General features: G+C 61.1%; 21 protein-coding genes. 13 read left to right on the forward strand and 8 right to left on the reverse strand.

The window, feature by feature from the left end; genetic code table 11:
* The first annotated feature begins 5 nt into the window (after positions 1-5).
* Together ACR1XU_RS14295 and ACR1XU_RS14300 are read left to right on the forward strand one after the other, a co-directional pair.
* On the forward strand, positions 6-140 hold the full coding sequence (locus tag ACR1XU_RS14295) for an aa3-type cytochrome c oxidase subunit IV (protein WP_170614361.1): 135 nt from the start codon (positions 6-8) through the stop codon (positions 138-140).
* 17 nt (positions 141-157) lie between these two features.
* Positions 158-790: a hypothetical protein gene (locus ACR1XU_RS14300; protein WP_480904678.1), complete on the forward strand. Its 633-nt coding sequence runs from the start codon at positions 158-160 to the stop codon at positions 788-790.
* On the opposite strand, the gene ACR1XU_RS14305 is transcribed toward ACR1XU_RS14300, so the two are convergent.
* Entirely contained in the window at positions 779-1,111 is a 333-nt protein-coding gene (locus tag ACR1XU_RS14305; protein WP_480904681.1) for an AzlD domain-containing protein, read from the reverse strand. The genes ACR1XU_RS14300 and ACR1XU_RS14305 overlap by 12 nt on opposite strands.
* Positions 1,108-1,830 (reverse strand): AzlC family ABC transporter permease, encoded by a 723-nt coding sequence (locus ACR1XU_RS14310; RefSeq protein ID WP_170614364.1) that lies wholly within the window; start codon positions 1,828-1,830, stop codon positions 1,108-1,110. The genes ACR1XU_RS14305 and ACR1XU_RS14310 overlap by 4 nt, the downstream gene beginning before the upstream one ends.
* Here ACR1XU_RS14310 and ACR1XU_RS14315 point away from each other — a divergent pair.
* Genes ACR1XU_RS14315 through ACR1XU_RS14330 form a run of 4 tightly spaced genes read left to right on the forward strand, consistent with a single transcriptional unit; the run spans position 1,829 to position 5,962 of the window.
* Complete coding sequence (locus tag ACR1XU_RS14315; protein WP_480813078.1) at positions 1,829-2,767, forward strand: formate dehydrogenase accessory sulfurtransferase FdhD; 939 nt, start codon at positions 1,829-1,831, stop codon at positions 2,765-2,767. The genes ACR1XU_RS14310 and ACR1XU_RS14315 overlap by 2 nt on opposite strands.
* A complete protein-coding gene (mobA, locus tag ACR1XU_RS14320) occupies positions 2,764-3,408 on the forward strand; it encodes a molybdenum cofactor guanylyltransferase MobA (RefSeq protein WP_480904684.1) in 645 nt (214 codons plus the stop codon). The genes ACR1XU_RS14315 and mobA overlap by 4 nt, the downstream gene beginning before the upstream one ends.
* Positions 3,405-3,896 (forward strand): molybdopterin-guanine dinucleotide biosynthesis protein B, encoded by a 492-nt coding sequence (gene mobB / locus ACR1XU_RS14325; RefSeq protein ID WP_480491280.1) that lies wholly within the window; start codon positions 3,405-3,407, stop codon positions 3,894-3,896. The genes mobA and mobB overlap by 4 nt, the downstream gene beginning before the upstream one ends.
* A complete protein-coding gene (locus ACR1XU_RS14330) occupies positions 3,893-5,962 on the forward strand; it encodes a molybdenum cofactor synthesis domain-containing protein (RefSeq protein ID WP_480904688.1) in 2,070 nt (689 codons plus the stop codon). Before mobB ends, ACR1XU_RS14330 begins: the two co-directional genes overlap by 4 nt.
* Positions 5,963-5,971: 9 nt before the next feature.
* Here ACR1XU_RS14330 and ACR1XU_RS14335 read toward each other — a convergent pair whose 3' ends face one another.
* From ACR1XU_RS14335 to ACR1XU_RS14345, 3 genes are all read right to left on the reverse strand, one after another.
* Positions 5,972-6,961: a hypothetical protein gene (locus ACR1XU_RS14335; protein WP_480904691.1), complete on the reverse strand. Its 990-nt coding sequence runs from the start codon at positions 6,959-6,961 to the stop codon at positions 5,972-5,974.
* 14 nt (positions 6,962-6,975) lie between these two features.
* A complete protein-coding gene (gene greA / locus ACR1XU_RS14340; protein WP_170614368.1) occupies positions 6,976-7,446 on the reverse strand; it encodes a transcription elongation factor GreA in 471 nt (156 codons plus the stop codon).
* A gap of 232 nt (positions 7,447-7,678) precedes the next feature.
* On the reverse strand, positions 7,679-8,059 hold the full coding sequence (locus ACR1XU_RS14345; RefSeq protein WP_480904693.1) for a VOC family protein: 381 nt from the start codon (positions 8,057-8,059) through the stop codon (positions 7,679-7,681).
* An 86-nt stretch (positions 8,060-8,145) separates the two neighbouring features.
* On the opposite strand from ACR1XU_RS14345, the gene soxR reads away from it, so the two are divergent.
* From soxR to ACR1XU_RS14365, 4 genes are all read left to right on the forward strand, one after another.
* Positions 8,146-8,601 (forward strand): redox-sensitive transcriptional activator SoxR, encoded by a 456-nt coding sequence (soxR, locus tag ACR1XU_RS14350; protein WP_480904695.1) that lies wholly within the window; start codon positions 8,146-8,148, stop codon positions 8,599-8,601.
* Positions 8,602-8,737: 136 nt separating this feature from the next.
* Positions 8,738-10,384, forward strand: coding sequence for an electron transfer flavoprotein-ubiquinone oxidoreductase (locus ACR1XU_RS14355; protein WP_480904698.1), 1,647 nt, complete (start codon positions 8,738-8,740; stop codon positions 10,382-10,384).
* Between the two features lie 140 nt (positions 10,385-10,524).
* Positions 10,525-12,201, forward strand: coding sequence for a tetratricopeptide repeat protein (locus tag ACR1XU_RS14360; protein WP_480904701.1), 1,677 nt, complete (start codon positions 10,525-10,527; stop codon positions 12,199-12,201).
* Positions 12,191-13,009 carry a 4-(cytidine 5'-diphospho)-2-C-methyl-D-erythritol kinase gene (locus tag ACR1XU_RS14365; RefSeq protein WP_480904704.1) on the forward strand — a complete coding sequence of 273 codons (819 nt, stop codon included), beginning with the start codon at positions 12,191-12,193 and terminating at the stop codon, positions 13,007-13,009. The genes ACR1XU_RS14360 and ACR1XU_RS14365 overlap by 11 nt, the downstream gene beginning before the upstream one ends.
* On the opposite strand, the gene ACR1XU_RS14370 is transcribed toward ACR1XU_RS14365, so the two are convergent.
* Positions 13,002-14,000, reverse strand: coding sequence for a polyprenyl synthetase family protein (locus ACR1XU_RS14370; protein WP_480904707.1), 999 nt, complete (start codon positions 13,998-14,000; stop codon positions 13,002-13,004). The two genes, ACR1XU_RS14365 and ACR1XU_RS14370, sit on opposite strands and share 8 nt — an antisense overlap.
* 56 nt (positions 14,001-14,056) lie before the next feature.
* Between ACR1XU_RS14370 and ACR1XU_RS14375 the strand changes: the two genes are divergently transcribed.
* The 3 genes from ACR1XU_RS14375 (at position 14,057) to ACR1XU_RS14385 (ending at position 15,329) form a co-directional block, all read left to right on the forward strand.
* A complete protein-coding gene (locus ACR1XU_RS14375; protein ID WP_170614375.1) occupies positions 14,057-14,272 on the forward strand; it encodes a putative signal transducing protein in 216 nt (71 codons plus the stop codon).
* Positions 14,269-15,039, forward strand: coding sequence for a tRNA1(Val) (adenine(37)-N6)-methyltransferase (locus ACR1XU_RS14380; protein ID WP_480904710.1), 771 nt, complete (start codon positions 14,269-14,271; stop codon positions 15,037-15,039). Before ACR1XU_RS14375 ends, ACR1XU_RS14380 begins: the two co-directional genes overlap by 4 nt.
* Before the next feature lie 125 nt (positions 15,040-15,164).
* Positions 15,165-15,329, forward strand: a complete 165-nt coding sequence (locus ACR1XU_RS14385; protein WP_170614377.1) for a YdcH family protein — start codon at positions 15,165-15,167, stop codon at positions 15,327-15,329.
* Positions 15,330-15,429: 100 nt separating this feature from the next.
* Here ACR1XU_RS14385 and yddG read toward each other — a convergent pair whose 3' ends face one another.
* The gene (gene yddG / locus ACR1XU_RS14390; protein ID WP_480813086.1) at positions 15,430-16,296 is read right to left on the reverse strand and encodes an aromatic amino acid exporter YddG; all 867 of its coding nucleotides are present in this window, start codon (positions 16,294-16,296) and stop codon (positions 15,430-15,432) included.
* Positions 16,297-16,376: 80 nt separating this feature from the next.
* Positions 16,377-17,099: an acetoacetyl-CoA reductase gene (phbB, locus tag ACR1XU_RS14395; protein ID WP_480904713.1), complete on the reverse strand. Its 723-nt coding sequence runs from the start codon at positions 17,097-17,099 to the stop codon at positions 16,377-16,379.
* Between the last annotated feature and the right edge of the window lie 30 nt (positions 17,100-17,129).

Below are 17,129 nucleotides of genomic sequence, written 5' to 3' on the forward strand. Positions count from 1 at the left end.
CCGACATGGCCGAACACAAGCACGGCGAGATGGACATCACAGTTCAAACCAAAACCTTCGAAGGGTTCGTCAAAGCCACAGTCTGGTGCTGTGTGGCCATTGCTTTCCTGGGATTGTTCCTGGCGGTTTTCGCGTCTTGATCTGAACGGGGCGAACCGTGCTCAGAATAATTGTTGCCTGCCTGCTGGCAGTGACCGTGGCGGGCTGCACCGGATCGAATCGTCCGCAGGCAGACCTGGCCGAAGTCGCTGCACGGTCCTACCGTGACCCCGGCCCGTCGACGCTGACGCTTTACACGATGATCAACACCCGGACCGGATCGGGCGCGCATACGTCGCTGATGATCAGCGCCAGAGAGCGGGTGATCTTTGACCCTGCGGGATCGTTCCGTGCGGATGTGGTTCCGAACAAGGATGATGTCCTATACGGTATCACGCCCGCTGTCGAACGCGCCTATCGCAGCTCGCACGCGCGCGAGACGCATTATGCGCGCATCCAGACCATCGAGGTCACGCCGCAACAGGCCGAGACCGCCTATCAACTGGCCAAGCAGTCCGGCCCGGTGGCAAGCGCGTATTGCGCCCATTCGACGGCCAGTATCCTGAGGCAAGTGCCGGGGTTCGAACAGATCGACGTCACATTCTACCCGGTCAAACTGTCGGAACAGTTCGCCCAGATTCCGGGCGTGGTGACGGAAGAATACCGTGAATACGACGACGCGGACCTGCAAAAGGGACTGGCTGCGAACAACGCGCGCCTCAATCAACTGGACGCGACCTCAACCCAGTAGGTAGAGCAACCCGTACAGCGTGGCGGCGCCCGAAAGGATTGCCGCCAGAACGTTCTTGGTGACCAAACCGACCGACAGCGCCACCACGGCGGCAGCCATGCGGGGCAGGTCCGGCTGACCTTCGGTTGCGGCGGGCCAGACAACTAGTGGTGCGATCAGCGCCGGAATGATCGCCACCGCCGTGTACCGCAGATGACGCAGCAGCCACGGCGGCATGGGGCGGTCTCCGACAAGACCGATAAAGGTAAAACGCAAGGCAAAGCTGCCGACGGCCAGCCCGACGATGATGATCCACATGGTTGTAGGGTCAATCTGGGTCATGTCTCTTTCCGCTCCAGCCTGCGTTCCAGCATCAGTTCGGCCTGCGCGCCCGCCATCATGCCCGCCGCGCCCGCGATCAGCAGGCCCAGATTGAATGGCACCGATACGGCCAGCAGGGCGACAATGATCGCCACGAGCGCCGCAATCACATGCGCCAGCGTCCGCATCATTGGTCCGATCATGGCCAGAAACGTGATCGGCAAGGCGAAATCCAGTGCCCAGCTTTCCGGGATTTGCGCGCCCAGCACCGCCCCGAGATAGGTGGCGAATATCCAAAGCGGGGTGATCGGTGTGACCGAGCCAAAGAAATAGGCCATCCGCTGCGGTACAGTCATCTTCGGCTCTTTTTCAAACTGGACGATCCCACAAGCATAGGATTGATCGACCGTCAGGTAGGCCGCAATGGCCCTTTGCCACAACGGGGCGGCCCCCAGATAAGGTGTCAGCGAGGCGGAATACATCGCCACCCGCAGGTTCACCGCAAGCGCAGAGATCAAAACAATCGCCGTAGGCGTGTTGTCCTGCAACAGTTGCAGGGCGGTGAACTGCGCGGCACCCGCAAACACCGTTGCGGAAAACGCGATGGTTTGAACGATATCCAGCCCGGCCTCGGTCGCGAAAACACCAAACAGCGTGCCAAAGGGGATGGCCACGAAGATAAACGGCGTGCCGTCCCGAAAACCCTTCCAGAAGTAAGACTTGGATGTGGTGTCTGCCATGGCTAGATCCTATGGTGTCGCCAGCACAACTAGCGGTCTTGGGAAAGGGTTGCAATTGGCCACGCACACGGACCTGTCGGACTACATCATCGCGCCTGATCCCGGCGCGGCGCGCCTGACCCGCGCAGTGGAAGGCGTGGACCAGAACGGTGAGGTCAGCCAGATCTCGGTGGTCGAGGAACGCCCGCTGACGATTTTCCTCAATGCGCAGGAGATCGTGACGGCGATGACCATCGGCGACTACCCCGAATATCTGGCGCTGGGTTTTCTGCGCAATCAGGGGATGCTGCTGGCGGATGATGAGATCACCGGCGTCGATTATGACGACGATCTGGAAACCGTGGTTGTTCGCACAGCGCGCCAGACCTCGTACGAGGACAAGCTGAAGAAAAAGACCCGCACAAGCGGTTGCGCGGTCGGTACCGTCTTTGGCGACATGATGGACGGGCTTGAGGATGTCTGCCTGCCGCAGGTTTCTGTCCGCACCTCATGGCTTTATGAACTTGCGGCCCGGATCAACCGTACCCCGTCGCTGTATCTTCAGGCCGGGGCGATTCACGGCACCGTCCTGTGCCGGGAAAACCGCCCGCTGGTCTATATGGAAGATGTGGGTCGCCACAACGCCGTCGACAAGATCGCTGGCTGGATGCTTTCGACCAGGGAGGAGGCTGGTGACAAGATCCTCTACACCACGGGCCGCCTGACGTCCGAGATGGTGATCAAGACCGCGATGATGGGCATTCCGGTTCTGGCTTCGCGATCGGGATTCACGGCATGGGGCGTTGAAATTGCACGTGAGGTCGGGTTGACCCTGATCGGTCGGATGCGCGGCCAGCGGTTCGTATGCCTGTCCGGCGAGGATCGTCTTGTTCGGGATATCGACCCCTCGTCCGTGGCGGTTGAGGACAAAAAACATCGCAGGAAAAGCGCAGGATGACCAAACCAAAGGGCGTGATCCTTGCAGGCGGTCTGGCCACCCGGATGGGCGGAGGCGACAAGGGCCTGCTGCAACTGGGCGGGCAAAGCCTGCTGACCCGGGTAATTGACAGGCTGGCGCCGCAGGTCGATGGTCTGGCGCTGAACGCCAATGGCGATCCGTCCCGGTTCAGTGCCCTGAACCTGCCTGTGCTGCCGGACACAATCGAAGGTTTTGCCGGTCCGCTGGCCGGTGTTCTGGCCGGTCTCGACTGGGCCGCGGAGCAGGGCGCCAATAGCATCGTCACCGCTGCTGCCGACACGCCGTTCTTTCCCCGCGATCTGGTGGCGCGGCTGATGCAGGCGGCTGAAGGGCAGGCGCATCCGCTTGTATTGGCGACGACCCCGCGCACGGGTGACCAAGCTCTGAAATCCGGCGGTGGAAAGCGGGTCAACCGGCACCCGACATTCGGGTTGTGGCCAGTCGCATTGCGCGACGATCTGCGGGCCGCGTTGCAGGACGGGCTGCGCAAGGTCGTCTTGTGGACCGATAAACATGACGGTCGCGAGGCGTTGTTTCCGGTAGACCCTTTCGATCCGTTCTTCAACGTGAACACGCCCGAAGACCTCGAAAGGGCGCAGACCTTGCTGGAGCAGGCATGAGGGTCTACGGCGTCACCGGCTGGAAAAACGCGGGCAAGACCGGGTTGATGGAGCGACTGGTGGCCGAGATCACCGGACGGGGGTTCACGGTTTCAACCGTCAAACACGCACATCATGCCTTTGACGTCGATCAGCCGGGCACCGACAGCAACCGTCACCGTGATGCCGGTGCCTCCGAGGTTCTGCTGGCGTCCGGGCAGCGTGTCGCCCTGATGCAGGAACTGCGCGGCGCGCCCGAGCCGTCTCTGGACTCGCTGCTGGCCCGGCTATCACCGGTCGATCTGGTCCTGATCGAAGGATACAAACGTGAAAGCCACCCCAAGGTCGAGGCATTTCGGGCCGAACCCGGCAACCCGCTGATCGCTTTAAAGGATGAAACGATCCGGGCGGTGGCCAGCGACACGCCACTGGATCTGGATCGCCCGGTCTTTGACCTGAACGACACTGCGCGCATTGCTGCGTTCATCCTGCAAGAGGTTGGTTTGTGACCACATTCGACACCTTTGCGATGGTCGATTGGTCTGGTGGAAATGACACCGGGCCAACGCCCCGCAAGGATGCGATCTGGGGGTGCGTGGTACGCGATGGGGCCCCTGGCGAAGCGGAATACCTGCGCAACCGGCATGTAGCGGAAGACTGGCTGACAGGGCTGATCGAAACGGAACTGACCGCAGGCCGTCGTCTGTGTCTGGGGTTCGACTTCCCGTTTGGCTATCCCCGGGGGTTTGCCCGCGCGCTGACCGGCTCGGGCGATCCGCTGGTCTTGTGGGACTGGTTCGAGCACCGGATCGAAGACGCGCCAAGGGCCAATAGCCGTTTCGACCTTGCCGGCCGGATCAATCGGGATTTCGGCGGCAAGGGGCCATTCTGGTTCAACGGTCTGGCCCGCGAAATCCCGGGCCTGCCAAAGACCAAAACGGACTATCACAATCCCTTCCCGGATCGTCGACAGGTGGAAATTCTGGCCAAGGGCAGCTTCACCTGCTGGCAGATGGGTGGATCCGGCGCGGTTGGCGGGCAGGTGATGACCGGACTGCCGGTTCTGTCCCGCCTGCGCCGCCGATTTGCCGGGCAGGTGGCCGTCTGGCCGTTCGAAGTGCTGGACAAACCGGTCGCCTTTGTCGAAATCTGGCCTTCATTGACGCTGGGCAGGGAACCCGATGACCGGATCAGGGATGCCTGGCAGGTCGAACAGGTCACGATGTCTCTGGCGCAGATGCCAGAGGCGGAACTGACCCGGCAGCTGACCGTCAGCGCCGCCGAAGAAGGATGGATTTTGGGCGTGCCACAGGACAAACCGAATATCACACCACCGCCATTGCAAAACGACTGCTTTGCCCTGCCCGCAGGCGTGGACTGGACCCCGGTGGATGAGGCATTGGCCTTGCTGCAGGACCGGCTTTCGGTAGTGAAGGGGGCTGAGACCGTGCCACTGGGTCAGGCGACAGGTCGTATTCTGGCGGCGGATCAGATCGCGAAACGCTCCAATCCGCCGCAACCCAATACGGCGGTAGATGGCTATGGGTTTGCAGGGCCTTTTGCAGAAGGCGCACAGGTTCTGCCCCTGATCCAAGGGCGCGCGGCGGCGGGTATACCGTTTGAAGGCACCGTTCCCCCCGGTCAGGCCCTTCGGGTTCTGACCGGGGCGGCTCTGCCTGCGGGTGTGGATACCGTCATTCTGGAAGAGGATGTGACCGTTCAGGACGGCCACATTGCCTTTCACGGCCCTCTAAAAAAGGGCGCGAATACCCGAAAGGCAGGCGAGGATGTGGCCGCCGGAGATCTGGCTTTGGCCGCAGGTCGCCGCCTGACACCCCCGGATCTGGCGCTGCTGTCAGCAGTGGGAATTGCCGAGGTTCCGGTGCGCAAGACCCTGCGCGTGGCGGTTCTGTCCACCGGTGACGAACTGATCGAAGCCGGAGAGCCCGCCGGACCCGGGCAGATATTCGATGCCAACCGCCCGATGTTGCTGTCTCTGGCAGCCCGGATGGGATTCGCTGCGGTTGATCTGGGCCGTGTGGCCGATGATCGTGACGCGTTGGCGACGCGGCTGGACGAGGCGTCCGAGCGGGCCGATGTGATTCTGACCAGTGGTGGCGCATCCGCGGGCGACGAAGATCATGTCTCCGCTCTGCTGCGGCAGGCCGGGGCGATGCATGAATGGCGTATTGCGCTGAAACCGGGCCGTCCGCTGGCGCTGGGGATGTGGAAGGGCACTCCGGTCTTCGGCTTGCCGGGCAATCCGGTGGCGGCACTGGTCTGCACGCTGATCTTTGCGCGCCCCGCCCTGGGGCTGATGGCCGGTGAAGGCTGGCAGGAACCGCAAGCGTTTGACCTGCCCGCTGGCTTTGAAAAACGCAAGAAGCCTGGTCGCCGTGAATATCTGCGTGCTCGGGTCCGGGACGGTCGTGCTGAAGTATTCGCGTCAGAAGGTTCGGGCCGGATCAGCGGCCTCAGCTGGGCCGAGGGACTGGTCGAGATCGAAGACGGCGCGCGCCATATCCGGCCCGGCGACCCGGTCCGGTTCATTCCCTATGGCAGTTTCGGTCTGTAGCGGCGCCTGTCAGTCGAAGGTACCCGCAACCCGTCCCAGCAGCATAAACGCGCGGGCGGTTCGGGTTTCACCCAGCGCGGTCAGTTCAGCATCGCTGGCGATGGGCTCGAATTCCACGATCATGTTGTCGAACCGCCGCAGAAAATGGTGCGCGGCGTCGCGGAAAATCGGGTCCTGCTTCATTCGCGCCGCCGTCAAGGCCAGCGAGGACCGGTCCCGAATGCCGCCCAGAGCGGCCACTGCACGGCCGCGTGCGCCCTGCGCGAACTGGCGCCAGATTTCAGGTCGGGCCATGTCGGGACGCAGGTCGTCCATATAGATCCCCTCCTGGCTGAGAAGGGTCAGCACATCCTGCGAGGCCTGCACCAGTTGTGCGGTCTTTCTGTCCTTCAGCGCCAGCCTCAGGGCGTCGAACCCTTCGGCATCGTCCTGTGTTTCGGGAAAGTTCAGGGCACGGATAAAGATACCGGTCGGCAGAGGGCGCGCGATGTCTTCTGCTGGTGTGCCAAGCGCAAGTGAGGTCTGGTCCCCAGGTGATGGTGCGGCCCTGCGCACAGGTTCGCGGCGCTTGGAAGAAAACGTAGCCAATGCGCTTTCCGTCTTCTTCGCTGTCTGCGCGATTTCATCCAGCTTCTTGCTGACGGCGGGCTCATACGTACTGGCGGCGCGCTGCTGCTGCGTGACATAGGCGTTTCGGATCGCGTCGATTGCCGTCTGCAGTCGGGCACTTTCCTCGCGCATGATACGGCTGGCGCGCATGGCCATGGCCGCCACCCAGATCATGGCCACGGGCATGAACACTGCAAGCAGCGTGACGATGAAACTACTGGTTTCGACCCGGCCGGGCAGCACCAGAAAAACCACCGAAACAACCAGCCAGATCAGGCTGAGAACAACAGCCGCGATCTCGATGCCGCTCACCGACGGTGCTCCGGGGCGATCATAGATGCCCAGAGATGTCGGTTGCTTGGTTTCGCGGTCAGGATTGGACCCCGACATGATCAACGCTCCGATCAGGCGTACTCGATACTCAGAATTTCATAAGACCGCACACCGCCGGGGGTGCGGACTTCGACACTGTCCCCCTCTTCCTTGCCGATCAGGGCGCGGGCAAGGGGGGATTTGATGTTCAGCAGGCCTTTTTCGATGTTGGCCTCATATTCACCCACGATTTTCCAGGTCTTTTCTTCGTCGGTGTCTTCATCGACCAGCCTGACCTTGGCGCCGAACTTGATCGCGCCCGACAGTTTGGCCGGATCAATTACGTCAGCCAGCGACAGGATACCTTCCAGCTCTTTGATGCGCCCTTCGATAAAACCCTGTTTTTCACGGGCCGAATGATACTCGGCGTTTTCCTTCAGGTCGCCCAGTTCCCGCGCCGTCGCGATGGCCTCGATGATCGCCGGGCGTTCGACGGACTTCAGGTTCTTCAATTCCGCCTCAAGCGCGGCATTGCCCGCGGGCGTCATGGGAATTTTTTCCATTTTGTCTTCGTCCACGCATAAATTGAGTCGCCCCGCCGCTCAAAGCGTCGGGGCGAATGATGGGTCGTCAGATACCTGACCCAAATGCAGCGTGAAATGCAAGGGGGCTCAGCGGTTCCGGTGCTTTATTCGCGAACTCGCGCCGTCTGGATGGGGCAAGGCATGCCTGCGGCGATGCCCCAGAAGGTCGCCCCTGCGCCAGTGATGCGCTTCGGTTCCCAGCCACAGCAACTCAATCATACTGCACCACCTCGAATTCGATGCCGTTGTCATCCTCGAAATAGAACCGCCTGCCGGGTTCGTAATCCGCATGGTTGTGCGGCTTGAATCCCGCTTTGCGCACCTTGCTTTCAGTGGCATCGATATCCTCGACCAGCACGCCGACATGGTTCAGCCCGCCGACATAGTCATAACTGCTCTCGCCCGAGCGCATGGGTTTGCCCGGTGCATAGAGCGCAAGATAGGTGTGTGCACTGCCCACGTGGACTGTATAGCCGCCAGCGATTGCCGGACCTTCCCACCGGGTTTTCCAGCCAAAGACCTTCTCCATCCAGTCTGCCGACGCCTTTGGGTCGCGGACAGTGAAATTGGTGTGTTCAAGCGTCGCCATCATGGGATCTCCTTTGCGAATTCAGGCTTGTCACGACTCAACGTAATTTCTAAACCTAACTTTAGGTCAAGAGATTTTTTGAGGTTCCGATGGCTGTATCCGAAGGGCTGGCAATTGGCGCACTGGCCCGGCGCACCGGACTGGCTGTTTCAGCCATCCGGTATTACGAGGCGCAGGGGCTGATTGCACCCTGGCGCAATGCGGGTGGACAGCGGCGGTACCAGCGTGCCGATATCCGGCGGCTGAGCTTTGTCATGATCGCCCAGCAATTCGGCCTGACCCTGCCGGAGATCCGAGAGGTGCTGTCGGGCCTGCCCGGAAACCGCACCCCCACACCGCAGGATTGGAAGCAGATCAGCACCACCCTGCGCGCCCGGCTGGATCAGCGAATCGATACCCTGACACGATTGCGTGACAATCTGGATGGCTGCATCGGGTGCGGCTGCCTCAGCCTGCCGAAATGCGCCCTTTACAACCCCGATGACCGGGCAAAATCCAATGGTAGCGGTCCCAGGTATCTCATGGGTGATACACCAGACGGCTGAACTGCCGTATTGCTGCTGTTTTACGCCGTGTTTCGATTGACCAAGGTCTTGCCGACCGGGTAATCAGCCGTGAAACAAAATTGCGCACACCACGCAGTGAAAGCGCCAATTCGGAAAGTTAGCTAAGGAGCCCGCGATGGCCGAGATTGAACGCGAAGCGATGGAATACGATGTGGTGATCGTGGGCGCAGGCCCCGCGGGCCTGTCGGCGGCCATTCGTCTGAAACAGCTGGATGCCGACCTGAACGTCGTTGTTCTGGAAAAGGGCTCGGAAGTGGGCGCACATATCCTGTCGGGTGCGGTACTGGATCCGTGCGGTCTGGATGCGCTGATCCCGGACTGGAAGGAAAAGGGCGCGCCGCTGAACGTGCCTGTGCACGAAGACAATTTCTACATGCTGGGTGAGGCAGGCAAGATCCGCATCCCGAACTTCCCGATGCCGCCGCTGATGAACAACCATGGCAATTACATCGTGTCGATGGGCAATGTCTGCCGCTGGATGGCGGAACAGGCCGAGGAACTGGGCGTCGAAATCTTCCCGGGCATGGCCTGTTCCGAGCTGGTTTACGGCGACAATGGCGAAGTCAAAGGCGTTGTTGCTGGCGTTTTTGGCCTGGAAGCGGATGGGTCCTATGGCCCAAATACCGAGCCGGGCATGGAGCTGCACGGCAAATATGTCTTCCTGTCGGAAGGTGTCCGCGGTTCACTGTCCAAGGAAGTCATCGCCAAATACGACCTGTCGGCCGGCAAAGAGCCGCAGAAATACGGCGTCGGCATGAAAGAGATCTGGGAGATTGATCCGGCCAAGCACAAGGAAGGATCGGTCACGCACACGATGGGCTGGCCTCTGGGCAGCAATGCGGGCGGCGGGTCGTTCATCTATCATCTGGAAAACAATCAGGTCTATGTCGGTTTCGTGGTGCACCTGAACTACAAGAACCCGCACTTGTATCCTTACATGGAATTCCAGCGCTTCAAGCATCACCCGATGGTCGCCGAACTGCTGAAAGGCGGCAAGCGCGTGGCCTACGGCGCCCGCGCGATCACCGAAGGCGGCCTTCAGTCGATGCCGAAACTGGTCGCACCCGGCGTGGCGCTGTTGGGCTGTTCTGCGGGCATGGTCAACGTGCCGCGCATCAAGGGCAACCACAACGCGATGCTGTCGGGCAAGGCCGCAGCCGAGGCTGCTTATGACGCCATCAAGGCCGACCGCTCGGGCGACGAACTGACCGCCTACGAGGCCGACGTGCGCGAAGGCGCAATCGGCAGCGACCTCAAGAAGGTGCGCAACGTCAAGCCGCTGTGGTCGAAATACGGCCTGACTGCTTCGCTGGTGCTGGGCGGCATGGACATGTGGACCAACACGCTTGGCTTCTCGTTGCTGGGTACTCTGAGTCATGGCAAGAACGACGCGGAATCGACCGAAGATGCCAGCAAGCACAAGCCGATCGACTATCCCAAACCTGACGGAACGCTGTCGTTCGATCGTTTGACCAACGTTTCCTTCGCGGCCACCAATCACGAGGAAAGCCAGCCCTGCCACCTGCGCCTGGCCGACCCCGAGATTCCAGTCAAGGTCAACCTGCCCAGGTTCGACGAACCGGCGCAGCGCTACTGCCCGGCGGGCGTCTACGAGATGGTCGAGGATGAAAACGGTCCGCGATTCGTGATCAACTTCCAGAACTGCGTCCACTGCAAGACCTGCGACATCAAGGATCCCAGCCAAAATATCACCTGGACCACACCGCAGGGCGGCGACGGGCCGAACTATCCAAACATGTAAGCGAAAACCCGGGCAATGGCGGCGTCGTGAAGGCTCTGCCATTGCCTCTCAGGGGCCAAAGCCCTAGCTTATCGTTCAGATAACGATAGCGAGGCAGAATTCTGGTGATTTCCCTGGTTCGACGCGTGGCATTGGCTGCAATGCTTTCTTCCCCTATTGCCGTTCCGGTCTTGGCCGATACCGGCGCCGGGGCGTATCTTGCGGGTCGTCAGGCGATCTATGAAAGCGACTATACGGCGGCCGAGAAGTATTACTCGCAGGCCCTGCGCTTTGATCCGGAAAACCTGCACTTGCTGGAAAGCGTGGTCGTGGCCCGTCTCGCGCTGGGCGAGATCCAGCGAGCCCTGCCCGTCGCGCAGAAAATCGTGGACGACGACTTGCCAAGCCAGGCCGCGCGCATGGTGCTGTCGGCGACTTTGGTGGCAGACGAAAAATATGACGCGTTTCTGGCGCTTGATCCGGAAACGCAAGGTGTCGGGCCGCTGGTTGACGGGCTAATGATTGCCTGGACCAACATGGCGCAGGGCGCCATGACCAAAGCGATGGAGCAGTTTGACAAGGTTTCCACGCAGGACGGTCTGAGGGAGTTTTCGCTGTATCACAAGGCAATGGCCCTTGCGTCCGTGGGCGATTTCGAAGGGGCTGAGGCAATTTTTGCCGAAAACAACGGAACCATTGCCCGCTTCAGCCGCCGCGCTGCACTTGCCCGGGCCGAGGTCCTGTCGCAACTGGACCGCAATGCCGACGCGCTGGCATTTCTGGACGAAGTGTTTTCCATAGGCAGCGACCCGACCATCGAAGGCTACGAGACGCGTCTGACCGACGGCGAAACCCTGCCTTTCACACATATCGGATCAGCTCGGGACGGCATGGCCGAGGTTTTCTTTTCGGTTGGCGCAGCACTGAATGGCGAAGCGGCACAGAACTATGTTCTGCTCTATACACGTGTGGCGACCTTTCTGCGCCCCGATCACGTCGACGCGATTTTGCTGGGGGCAGAGCTGCTGGACGATCTGGAACAGTTTGATCTTGCAGTTGCGGCCTATCGGACAGTGCCTTCCGACAGCGCCGATTTTCACGTTGCCGAACTGGGCCGGGCCGAGGTTCTGGGACGTGCAGGCAAGAAAGACGCTGCAGCGGAAGTTCTGCAGAACCTGGCGGCACAACGCCCTAACCTGCCGTCCGTTCATGTGGCACTGGCCGATTTGTTGCGCCGGGACGAAAACTATGCCGCCGCTGTGCCGTCCTACGACCGGGCGATCGAGCTGACCGAAACTGGGGCGGGCGGCAGCTGGTTTCTGCATTATGCCCGCGGAATTTCGCATGAGCGTCTCAAGAACTGGGATCAGGCCGAGGCGGATTTCCGCCGCGCGCTTGAACTGAACCCGGATCAGCCGCAAGTGCTGAATTACCTCGGCTACTCGCTGGTCGAAAGGCGCGAAAAGCTGGACGAGGCGCTTGAAATGATCGAACGCGCCGTCGCCACGCGCCCGGACAGCGGTTATATCGTGGACAGCCTCGGCTGGGTTCTGTTCCGGCTCGGCCGCTATGAAGAAGCCGTTGAGCATATGGAACGCGCCATCGAACTGATGCCGGTCGACCCGGTGGTCAATGATCATCTGGGCGACGTCTATTGGGCCGTTGGACGCGACCGCGAGGCCGAGTTCCAGTGGAAACGCGCCCTGTCTTTCATCGACCCCGACGACACCGATGGTGAGGCCGATCCCGACCGTATCCGGCGCAAGCTCGAGATCGGGCTGGACGCGGTTCTGGCGGAAGAAGGCGCAGAGCCGCTTCAGGTTGCCAATGAAGGCTGAGGCATTTGCCCCCGCCAAGATCAACCTGACCCTGCATGTGACTGGCCAGCGCGAAGATGGCTATCACCTGCTGGATTCTCTGGTCGTGTTCGCAGATATCGGTGATCACCTGACGTTCGAGCCCGGCCCGGACCTGTCGATGGACGTCACCGGTGAACATGCCCGGGGTGTACCATCCGATCAGCGTAATCTGGTTTGGCAGGCGGCGGATGCAGTTGGCTGGACAGGCCGAATTACCCTGAACAAGTTGTTGCCCCATGGGGGCGGTATCGGCGGCGGGTCTTCGGATGCGGCCGCGACATTGCGTGTGCTCGCGGGATCGGGCAACGGAAAGCTGCCGAACCCGGTGTCACTGGGTGCTGATATCCCGGTCTGTTTGATGGCGAAAGCCGCGCGAATGCGGGGCATAGGCGAACAGATCAAGCCTGTTTCCCTGCCACAGCTTTATGCGGTTCTGGTCAACCCTTGCATCGGGGTTCCGACCGGTTCCGTTTTCAAGGCGATGGAAACGCGCCACAACCCGGCTATGCCCGAGGATATCCCTGAATTTGAAACGGCGGAAGACTGCGCCGCGTGGCTGAAAGGCCAGCGCAACGATCTGCAGGCACCGGCCATGGGCATTGCGCCTCAGATCGGGCGGGTTCTGGATGAGCTCGACGCCTCGCGCGGTGTTCTTCTGTCGCGGATGTCCGGCTCGGGCTCGACCTGTTTCGGGCTTTACCCGTCCATGAAGGCCGCGCATTTCGCGGCCTATGAGATCGGCGCGGCCCATTCCGAATGGTGGTGCCGCGCAACACAGCTTAGTTGAGGCGCGCGACCACGTAATCGGCCAGATCCCGCAGCAGCGACCGGATCTCGTGATCTGGCAGCACCTCAAGCGCGGTTTTGGCCTTGGCAGCCCAGCCGATGGCATCCGAACGGGTGGCCTCCAGCGTGCCGTATTTGTTCATCAGGCTTAGCGCGTGATCCAGATCGCCATCCTGCTGGCGGCCCTTGCCAATCGTGCGTTCCCAGAAGGCGTGTTCGTCTGCCGTGGCCTGCGCCACGGCCTTGATCACCGGCAGGGTCAGCTTACGCTCGCGGAAATCATCGCCGACATTCTTGCCGGTTGCCTTACTGTCGCCCTGATAGTCCAGCAGGTCATCGGCGATCTGAAAGGCAATGCCAAGCGCGTCGCCATAGTCGAACAGCGCTTTCACCTGCTCTTCCGATGCACCGGCAATCACGCCACCTACCTCGGTTGCAGCCGAAAACAGCGCGGCCGTTTTTCCGCGCACCACCTGCAGATAAATGCCCTCGTGGGTGCCCAGGTCGGTGGCTGCCGTCATCTGCAACACTTCACCCTCGGCAATCGTGGCCGAAGCGTTTGCCAGAATGTCCAGAACGCGCAACGACCCTGTTTCCACCATCAGCTGGAAGCTGCGGGAAAACAGGTAGTCGCCAACCAGAACACTGGATTTGTTGTCCCACAGCAGGTTTGCCGTGGGCCTCCCGCGCCGCTGGGCGCTTTCGTCCACAACGTCGTCATGCAGAAGCGTGGCGGTATGAATGAATTCGACCGTCGCGGCCAGACGCACATGGTGGTCGCCTGAATAGCCAAACAGACGGGCTGCGGCCAAAGTCAGCATGGGGCGCAGACGCTTGCCGCCCGCCTCAACCAGATGAGCGGTCACTTCGGGGATACGGGGGGCGTGTTCCGACGCCATGCGCGTGCGGATCAGATGGTTTACCGCATCCATTTCACCGGCCAGAATGTCGGCCAGCCGTTCATGTGGTTTCGAGATTGTGCTGACGTTCATCACACTCCTGATACAAGGCTCGACTTCCGCCGCTCCTTGCCCTTACATCCATCCCCATGGAAGAACTATTGCGCAGCACCGATCCGACAATCCTGGCCTTTGCATCCGCTCTCCTTGAAGGCGAGGATATAGACTGCTTTCAGATGGACGTAAATATGAGCATCCTCGAAGGCGGCATAGGAATTTTTCCCCGCCGCCTGATGGTGCGCGCCGACGACCTGATCCGCGCCGAACGGGTAATGCGTGACAACGACATCCCCTTGGGCCGATGAGCGGGTTCTCCGACAGCGAGCTGAGCTGCAACGAGTTCCTCGGCGGACGCGTGCGGCTGTGGCAGCCTTTGTCCGGCTATCGCGCAGGTGTTGACCCGGTTCTGCTGGCGGCCTCGGTTCCGGCCACGGCAGGCCAGACCGTGCTGGAGCTGGGCTGCGGGGCAGGCGCCGCCATCCTCTGCCTTGCCGCCCGCGTGCCGGGCCTGCACCTGACGGGGGTCGAATTGCAACCCGACTACGCTGATCTGGCGCGGCGCAACGCCGCAGAGGACGATGTGCCGCTGGAAGTGATACAGGCAAACCTGACCGATCTGCCCAATGATCTGAGGCAAAGACAGTTCGATCACATTATCGCCAACCCGCCCTATTACCGCCCCGGCGCACACAGCCCGGCGCAGGATCAAGGGCGGCAGGTGGCACTGGGCGAGCAGACACCGCTGTCGGACTGGATCGGCGTGGCCGCCAGGCGACTGGCCCCGCGCGGCTATCTGCACATGATCCAAAAGGCCGAACGCCTGCCGGACATGTTGTCGGCCTGTGCCGGCAGACTGGGTTCAGTCGAAGTCCTGCCGCTGACGCCGCGCGCGACCCGAGATGCGGAACTGGTCATTCTGCGCGCACGGAAAGAGGGGCGCGCCGCCTTCCAGCTCCATTCCCCGCTGATCCTGCACACAGGCGCACGGCATGAGAGGGACGGTGAGAGCTATACGCCCCAGATAACTTCGGTGCTGCGGAACGGGGCCGCGCTACCCGGATTTTCGGATTGATAGGCGGTGACCGGCCGAATTTGTCGGATTTGTGACAGATTCTGTGCGTCTGCGGCGTGACAGGCTGGAAACGATGTGGTCAACTTCCCATGTAATACTCAGACATCCAACTAAGGAGGATCGCCATGAGCGTGAGCGCACATCTGACGGAACTGAAGAAAAAACACGAAAGTCTCGGTCTCGAAGTGGAAAAAGCCCAACGCTCGCCAGGAATTGATGATCTCCATATTGCGCAGCTCAAAAAGCAGAAGCTCAAGCTGAAGGAAGAGATCGAACGCCTGTCCAATTAAAGCGTCCAGCACCTGACCTGAATCACTCTGTATCGCCAATGTCCCGAAAGCACCAAAGGCGCGACAGGTTATTGGCGATGCAAGTTCAGGGCAGGGCGAACTAGGACTTCAGACTGGCCCGCGCCGCAATTGTGGCCCCGCCGGTGATCAACAGCGCCGCGACCGCCAGACCCCAGGACGGGGCGGCGATCCCGGCCAGAACCAGCGCAAGCGTAGACAGCAATGGTGCCGCATAGGACGCGGTGCCCAGTATCTGAATGTCGCCCCGCTTGACCCCGATATCCCAAACATAAAACGCCAGCCCGACCGGTCCCAGACCCAGGGCAAGGATCGATGCCCAGCCGAATGCGGTCGCGGGCCAGACCGTTTCTTCCACGGCAAGATGCAGCGCGCCCGAGGCAATTGCCGCGGCGATGCAGAAAACGGCAACCGAACTGGTGGGGGTATCGCCCAGACGGCGGGACAGAACAGAATAGCCCGACCAGGTCAACGCGCACATCAGTGCCAGCGCATATCCGGGCAGGTGTTGCACCTGAAACCCGGTGCTGCCGCCACCGGCAATGATCAGCGCCGCGCCCGCGAAACCGAAGCAGGCACCAATCAGATGCCCGATGCGCAACCGCTCGCCGGGCAACAGCCCCGACAGCAGAACGATCAGCAAAGGCCAGAGATATGCGATCAAACCCGCCTCGGCTGCAGGGGCCATCCTCAGTGCCGAGAAATACAGGGCGTGATAGCCGAACAGACCCAGCGTTCCGAACAGATAAGTTGTCCAGGGTACGCGCCCAAGTTGTTGCAATCCGCCGGTGGCCCAGGTCCAGATCAGGCCCAGGGTGCCGCCGATTGAAAAGCAGACGGCGTTCAGCAGCAACGGTGGTGTCGGTGTCGAGCCGACCGTGAACAGGGCCAGCAGGGACCACAGCAGCACAGCGATAAAACCAATGGCCGTTGCGCGCATTCTGCTCATGGGGCAGCCTCTTCGGGAATCTGAAATTGACAGGGCCGGCCCATTTGGACCGGCCCGTTCAAAATTGCAATCGTTCTTGATCAGACGAAGAACTGCGCACCGTTGGCCGAGATGGTCGAGCCGTTGATGAACTGGGAATCGTCCGATGCCAGGAACGCCACGCAGCGCGCGATTTCCTCGGGCTCGCCCAGGCGGCCGGCCGGGATCTGACCGATGATCGATTCGCGGACTTTTTCAGGAACCGCCATCACCATTTCAGTGGCAATGTAGCCCGGGCAGATAGCGTTGGCGGTGATGCCCGCACGTGCACCTTCCTGCGCCAGCGACTTCACAATGCCCAGATCGCCCGCTTTTGTCGCGGCATAGTTCACCTGCGCGAACTGGCCCTTCTGTCCATTGATCGAGCTGATGACGATCACGCGGCCAAACTTACGCTCGCGCATGCCGGGCCAGATCGGGTGCACGGTGTTGAACACGCCGGTCAGGTTGGTGTCGATCACCTGATGCCACTGCTCGGGCGTCATCTTGTGGAAAGGGGCGTCTTTGGTGATGCCGGCATTTGCCACAACGATGTCGATCGGGCCAACCTCGGCCTCGACCTTTTCGATACCCGCCTTGGACTCGTCATAGTCGGCGACGTTCCACTTATAGGTGGCGATACCGGTTTCCTCGGTGAATTTCGCGGCGGCTTCGTCATTCCCCGCATAGGTGGCTGCAACGTTGTACCCTTCGGCCTTGAGCGCCTTGGAAATTGCTGCGCCGATGCCGCGGGAGCCGCCGGTTACGAGTGCTGTACGTGCCATTTAGGAATCCTCCAAATTTAGTCGGCTTGG

This window comes from Ruegeria sp. D1(2025), from assembly GCF_056536425.1.